Raw genomic sequence first — 6,327 nt, 5'->3', positions numbered from 1 at the left:
GCTGCATGTGAAAAATACTCTACACCAGATAAGCCACGTTTTGCAGCTGGAGCAATTGGACCTACCCCAAAGACAGCAAGCATTTCTCCAGATGTAAACGATCCTGGGGCACGTAATGTGACATTTGATGCATTGCGGGCTTCTTATCGCGAACAGATTGAAGGCCTCTTTGAAGGTGGCGTTGATTTATTTCTAGTTGAGGCTATTTTCGACACCCTGAATGCAAAAGCTGCTTTGTTTGCATTGGATGAATTCTTTGAAGAGACTGGCGAGCGTTTGCCGGTGATGATTTCGGGGACAGTGACTGATGCTTCTGGTCGTATTTTGTCTGGACAAACGGTTGAAGCTTTCTGGAATAGTCTGCGTCACATCAAGCCCTTGACCTTTGGTTTGAACTGCGCCTTAGGTGCAGCGCTCATGCGTCCTTATATTGCTGAGCTTGCTCGTATTTGTGACGCTGCTGTATCTTGCTATCCCAATGCCGGCCTCCCCAATCCAATGAGTGATACAGGTTTTGATGAGACCCCAGAAATTACCTCTAGCCTAGTTGATGGCTTTGCAAAAGATGGCTTAGTCAATCTCGTAGGCGGTTGCTGTGGAACGACGCCAGATCATATTCGTGCAATTGCTAATGCGGTTGCTAAGCGCAAGCCACGTGCCTTCTACCGTGAGAGCGCGGAGGTGTCAGCATGACTAAGGCTGTGAAAGTAATGCCGGCGATGAAGCTTTCAGGCCTAGAGCCTTTCAATGTCACGCCAGAAGTTGGTTTTGTAAATATTGGTGAGCGCACTAACGTTACGGGCTCTAAAGCATTTGCACGCATGATTTTGAATAATCAATTTGATGAAGCCTTGGTAGTTGCAAGACAGCAAGTTGAGAATGGTGCTCAAGTGATTGACATCAATATGGATGAAGCGATGTTGGATTCAGAGGCAGCGATGACGCGCTTCTTGAATTTGATCGCCTCAGAACCAGATATTGCTCGTGTACCGATCATGATTGACTCTTCCAAGTGGAGCGTGATCGAAGCTGGCCTGAAATGCATTCAAGGTAAGCCGATTGTTAACTCGATCTCACTCAAAGAGGGTGAAGAGTCTTTCAGAAAACAAGCACGCTTGATTCGTCGTTATGGAGCAGCATCTGTAGTAATGGCTTTTGATGAAGTGGGTCAGGCAGATACTTTTAAGCGCAAAACAGAAATTTGCCAGCGCTGCTATCAAATTCTTGTTAAGGAGATTGGGTTTCCTGCAGAAGATATTATTTTTGATCCGAATATCTTTGCCATTGCGACTGGTATTGAAGAGCATGACAACTATGCAGTAGATTTCATCAATGCGACCCGCTGGATCAAGGAAAATCTGCCGGGCGCGAAGGTCAGTGGTGGCGTCTCTAATGTTAGCTTCTCGTTCCGCGGTAACGATCGTGTACGTGAAGCCATTCACACTGTGTTCCTGTATCACGCTATTCAGGCGGGTATGGACATGGGTATCGTCAATGCAGGCCAGCTTGGCGTTTATGCAGACTTAGATTCTGAATTGCGTGAGCGCGTTGAAGATGTTGTGCTCAATCGTTTTAAAGAAAAAGACGGTAAGACTCCAACGGAGCGCTTGCTGGATATTGCTGATCAATTTAAGGGCGGTGGCGCGAAGCAAGTTGAGAACTTGGTATGGCGTGAAGCCCCGGTGCGTGAGCGTTTAACCCATGCTTTGGTGCATGGCATCACTACCTTTATTGAAGAAGATACTGAAGAGCTGCGTGCCCAAATTATGGGTGCAGGTGGCCGTCCAATTGAGGTCATTGAAGGCCCTTTGATGGATGGAATGAATGTCGTCGGCGATTTGTTTGGTGCCGGCAAGATGTTCTTGCCTCAAGTGGTTAAGAGTGCGCGCGTGATGAAGCAAGCAGTGGCAATTTTGATTCCCTATATTGAGGAAGAAAAACGCCTACATATTGCCTCTGGTGGTGAGGCGAAAGCCAAAGGCAAGATTGTGATGGCGACTGTTAAAGGCGACGTGCATGACATTGGTAAAAACATTGTGACGGTAGTGCTGCAATGTAATAACTTTGAAGTTGCGAATATGGGCGTCATGGTGCCTTGTGCAGAAATTCTGAAACGCGCGAAAGAAGAAAAAGCAGACATCGTTGGTCTTTCTGGTTTGATTACCCCATCCTTAGAAGAGATGACTTACGTTGCTCAAGAGATGCAGCGTGACGACTATTTCCGCGAGCGTCAAATTCCATTGATGATTGGTGGAGCTACAACTTCACGCGTTCATACTGCGGTGAAGATTGCTCCACACTATGATGGACCAGTGGTTTACGTGCCTGATGCATCTCGTTCTGTATCGGTGGCATCAAGCTTGCTATCGGACGAAAGTGCTAAGAAATTTATTCAAGATCTGCGCGATGACTACGTGCGTATTCGTGAGCAGCATGCTAATAAAAAAGCATCCCCAACGATTTCATTAGAAGCAGCGCGTAAGAATCGTGAATTAATTGATTGGTCTAGTTATGTGCCCGAGAAGCCTAAATTTATTGGGCGTCGAGTTTTCAAGAATTTTTCTTTAAACGATATTGCTAAATATATTGACTGGACACCATTCTTCCAGACTTGGGATTTGGCTGGTAAGTTTCCAGCCATCTTGGATGATGAAATCGTTGGCGTAGAGGCTCGTAAGGTATTTGAGGACGGCCAGGCGCTTCTTGATAAATTAATCAAAGGTCAGTGGTTGCAAGCTGATGCTGTAGTTGCGTTCTATCCGGCAAACACGATAGGTGATGACATTGTCTTGTACAGCGATGAATCTCGCGAGCATCCATTATTTGTTTGGCATAACTTACGCCAGCAGTCTGAGCGGCCTGTAGTCGATGGCGTTCGCCGACCTAATCGTTGCTTGGCAGATTATGTGGCGCCAAAAGATTCCAATGTGGCTGATTACCTCGGCTGCTTTGCTGTTACGACTGGGCACGGTGTTGAGAAAAAAGTGGCTGAGTTTCATGCTAAGCATGATGACTACAGCGCAATCATGTTGCAATCCTTAGCCGATCGTCTAGCAGAGGCATTTGCAGAGTTAATGCACCACCGCGTTCGTACTGATCTGTGGGGATATGCGACCGATGAGATTTTGACAAATGATCAAATGATCAATGAGGAATACCGCGGCATCCGTCCAGCGCCAGGTTACCCAGCCTGTCCTGCGCATGAAGTTAAAAAAGACTTATTGCGAGTGATTGGCTCAGAAGATATTGGTATGACATTGACTGAATCAATGGCTATGAATCCGGCATCTAGTGTCAGTGGTTTTTATCTGGCACATCCAGATGCACGTTATTTCAACGTGGGCAAGCTATCAGCTGATCAAATTGAAGATCTTGCTAAGCGTCGTAATGAGTCTGTTGAAGACATCCGCCGCCAACTGGCCAGTTCAATCGACTAAGTCTACTTTATCCGAGTGAGGTGCAGGGCTTTAAACGCCCCACATTACCGGTTCATCCTTCGCCTTAGACTGCTTCATCAGCTCCAGAAAGGGATAGGCACGCTGCCCAAGCCTATCGGCAAGCTTCGGTTTTTCGGTATTTTCTTGATCAGACATATTGCTTTTAGCCCGATCTTCCAAATCTTTGAGGATGGCCGTTTCTAAGGCGATGATGAGGGCTGGTAGTTGCTCTACCGTCAAAATACCTCTAGGCTCTAATGGGCGGCCCAAAATCTCAAAGATTCGCTGGGTCAGATCAGCCAGCATGATGACGTCAGGACCCGCTTTGGAGCGAAATTGATAGATCATTTCGATAGCTTACCACCTGATAAACTCACTTATCTATGTTGTTAACTAATAAAAATCGTTTAATTAAAATGCTGAGTGCAGCCCTGCTGGGTTTGGCTCAGGAGCGTGGTTTGGGTGACGCCCCGGCGCCCCGCCTAGAACGCCCTAAGGCAGTAGACCATGGCGATGTTGCATGTAATATTGCCCTCCAGCTTTCCAAGGCTTGGAAGCTCAATCCCAGGGAATTAGCGCAAGCACTGGTTGAACGTTTAGAGCAGCAACCCGGCTATGGTGATCTCATTGCTTCTTGTGAAATCGCGGGCCCTGGGTTTATTAACTTTCGATTGAGTAACGCCGCTAAAACTGTGGTGGTGAACGAGGTTCTCACGGCGGGATCCCAGTTTGGTCAGCTAGCTCCAGAAGCTGCTCCGGTTTCCAGGGCCATGATTGAGTTTGTGTCGGCCAATCCTACTGGCCCGCTTCACGTTGGTCATGGTCGTCAAGCTGCGTTAGGAGATGCGCTGGCAAACTTATTGGCAACTCAGGGTATTCAGGTGCATCGCGAGTTTTATTACAACGATGCTGGGGTGCAGATTGCGAATTTAGCGCTCTCAGTGCAGGCTCGCTTGAATGGGCTTAAACCAGGTGATGCTGCTTGGCCAGAAAGTGCTTATAACGGTGAATATATTGCGGAGATTGCTACTGCTTTTAAGGCTTCATCTGAATATAAAGATGATCTTGAAGCCATTCGTCAGTTTGCCGTGGCATATTTGCGCAATGAGCAGGATATCGACTTAAAAACATTTGGTGTGAAGTTTGATTGCTACTACCTAGAGTCTTCTTTGTATACCGATGGTAGTGTTGCAAAAATTGTTGACGAGCTACAGAGTATTGGTAAGACCTATGAGTCTGAGGGCGCACTATGGCTTAGGACAACAGACGATGGCGATGATAAAGATCGCGTCATGAAAAAGTCTGATGGGAGCTTCACCTACTTTGTGCCGGACGTTGCCTATCACACCAGCAAATGGAATCGTGGCTTTGAAAAAGTGATTAATGTTCAAGGCAGCGATCACCATGGCACGATTGCGCGAGTGCGCTCAGGCTTGCAAGGTGTGGCTCAGAAGCGCGGTTGGGAGATTCCGAAAACCTATCCAGAATATGTGCTTCACAAGATGGTGACAGTGATGCGCCATGGCGAGGAAGTCAAGATTTCTAAGCGTGCAGGTTCTTATGTGACTGTGCGTGACTTGGTTGAGTGGTCCGGTGGTGTTACACCAGAGATGGCTGGCGATGAGCGTGAGCTTGCGCTTCAGCGGGGACGTGATGCAGTACGTTTCTTCCTTATTTCTCGTAAAGCAGATACGGAGTTTGTATTTGATATTGATCTAGCATTGCAACAAAATGATGAGAACCCCGTGTTCTATGTGCAATATGCTCATGCGCGTATTTGCTCCATCTTGACTCAATGGGGTGGACAAGTCTCTGACCTCAAGGGCGCAGACCTTTCCTTGTTGCAAAGCAAGGCCTCAGATCATCTCTTACGTCGTCTAGCTGAATATCCAGAAATGCTCACTGATGCAGCTGCAGATTTAGCTCCACATGCTTTAGCTTTCTACTTGCGTGATTTGGCGGGAGATTTCCATACCTTCTATAACGCAGACCGCGTTTTGGTGGATGACCCTGCATTGAAATTAACTCGTCTTGCATTGTTATCGGCGACTCGCCAAGTGCTTGAAAATGGACTAAAAGTATTGGGTGTATCAGCACCCGCTAAGATGTAAGCTTTAACACTCGTTAGGGTTTAAGAGGTAAAAAGAAGGATGGGGACTCGATGAAAAATAACAATCAATACGACAGCTTTGATCTAAAGACACAGTCTTCAAGTTCAGAGTATGGCGGCACCATCCTTGGCTTTATCTTAGGGCTTGGTGTTGGCCTAGGCGTTGCTTTTGTGATTGCCTTTTATCTCTCAAAAAATACACCCCAAGAGCGTCCTGGCGTTAGAGCTCCCAATCTTCCCTTAACTATTAAATCAGGACCGGCACCTGCGGAAGGTGAAGCAGCTGCCCCAGCAGAGGCTTTAGATTTAAACAAACCTTTACAAGGTAAGTCTGCCGCACCAGCTTCCGATGCTTCGGACCCAATTGCTGATTTAGCAAGCGGTAAGAAGCCGGCTGAAGTGGTTCCAACCCCTGTCGCAAAATCGGATGCAATTTATTTTTTACAAGTTGGCGCATTTAATAAGCGCGCTGATGCGGATGCTCAAAAAGCCAGTTTAGCTATCCAGGGTATTCAGTCTCAATTAAGTGAGATTACAAGTGAGGGCAATACACTGTGGCGTGTTCGTGTGGGTCCGTATAACAGTATTGAAGAAAGTAACCCCGTGCGTGATAAGTTAAATAGCATGGGCATTAAACCAAATGTTATTAAGTCTGGTAAATCATGATTACATTATCCAAATCTAAAAGAATTTTTTTATCCGCCACCATTCTCGGCTTGGCGGTTTCATTCTCAGGCTTTGTTAGTGCGCAAAGCCCTAAGATTGAAGAAGGCTTTGACT

Annotated in this window: 5 protein-coding genes; 4 read left to right on the top strand and 1 reads right to left on the bottom strand. The window is 46.7% G+C overall.

Annotated features, from left to right (window positions below; all coding sequences use genetic code 11):
• A partial coding sequence (locus tag B7Y67_RS09435) for a homocysteine S-methyltransferase family protein (RefSeq protein ID WP_293598423.1) occupies positions 1-693 on the top strand: 693 nt, incomplete at its 5' end.
• Positions 690-3,437, top strand: coding sequence for a methionine synthase (gene metH / locus B7Y67_RS09430; protein WP_293598422.1), 2,748 nt, complete (start codon positions 690-692; stop codon positions 3,435-3,437). The genes B7Y67_RS09435 and metH, both read left to right, overlap by 4 nt.
• Before the next feature lie 30 nt (positions 3,438-3,467).
• On the opposite strand, the gene B7Y67_RS09425 is transcribed toward metH, so the two are convergent.
• Positions 3,468-3,785 (bottom strand): DUF1840 domain-containing protein, encoded by a 318-nt coding sequence (locus B7Y67_RS09425; protein WP_293598421.1) that lies wholly within the window; start codon positions 3,783-3,785, stop codon positions 3,468-3,470.
• A gap of 68 nt (positions 3,786-3,853) precedes the next feature.
• Here B7Y67_RS09425 and argS point away from each other — a divergent pair, with 68 nt between their 5' ends.
• Together argS and B7Y67_RS09415 are read left to right on the top strand one after the other, a co-directional pair.
• The gene (gene argS, locus B7Y67_RS09420; RefSeq protein WP_293598424.1) at positions 3,854-5,548 is read left to right on the top strand and encodes an arginine--tRNA ligase; all 1,695 of its coding nucleotides are present in this window, start codon (positions 3,854-3,856) and stop codon (positions 5,546-5,548) included.
• A 50-nt stretch (positions 5,549-5,598) separates the two neighbouring features.
• Complete coding sequence (locus B7Y67_RS09415; protein WP_293598420.1) at positions 5,599-6,213, top strand: SPOR domain-containing protein; 615 nt, start codon at positions 5,599-5,601, stop codon at positions 6,211-6,213.
• Positions 6,214-6,327 lie beyond the last annotated feature (114 nt).

The sequence above is a fragment of the Polynucleobacter sp. 35-46-11 genome, from assembly GCF_002281105.1.
The sequence above is the reverse complement of the archived record's forward strand: the minus strand, read 5'-3'. Positions and strand labels throughout refer to the sequence as shown.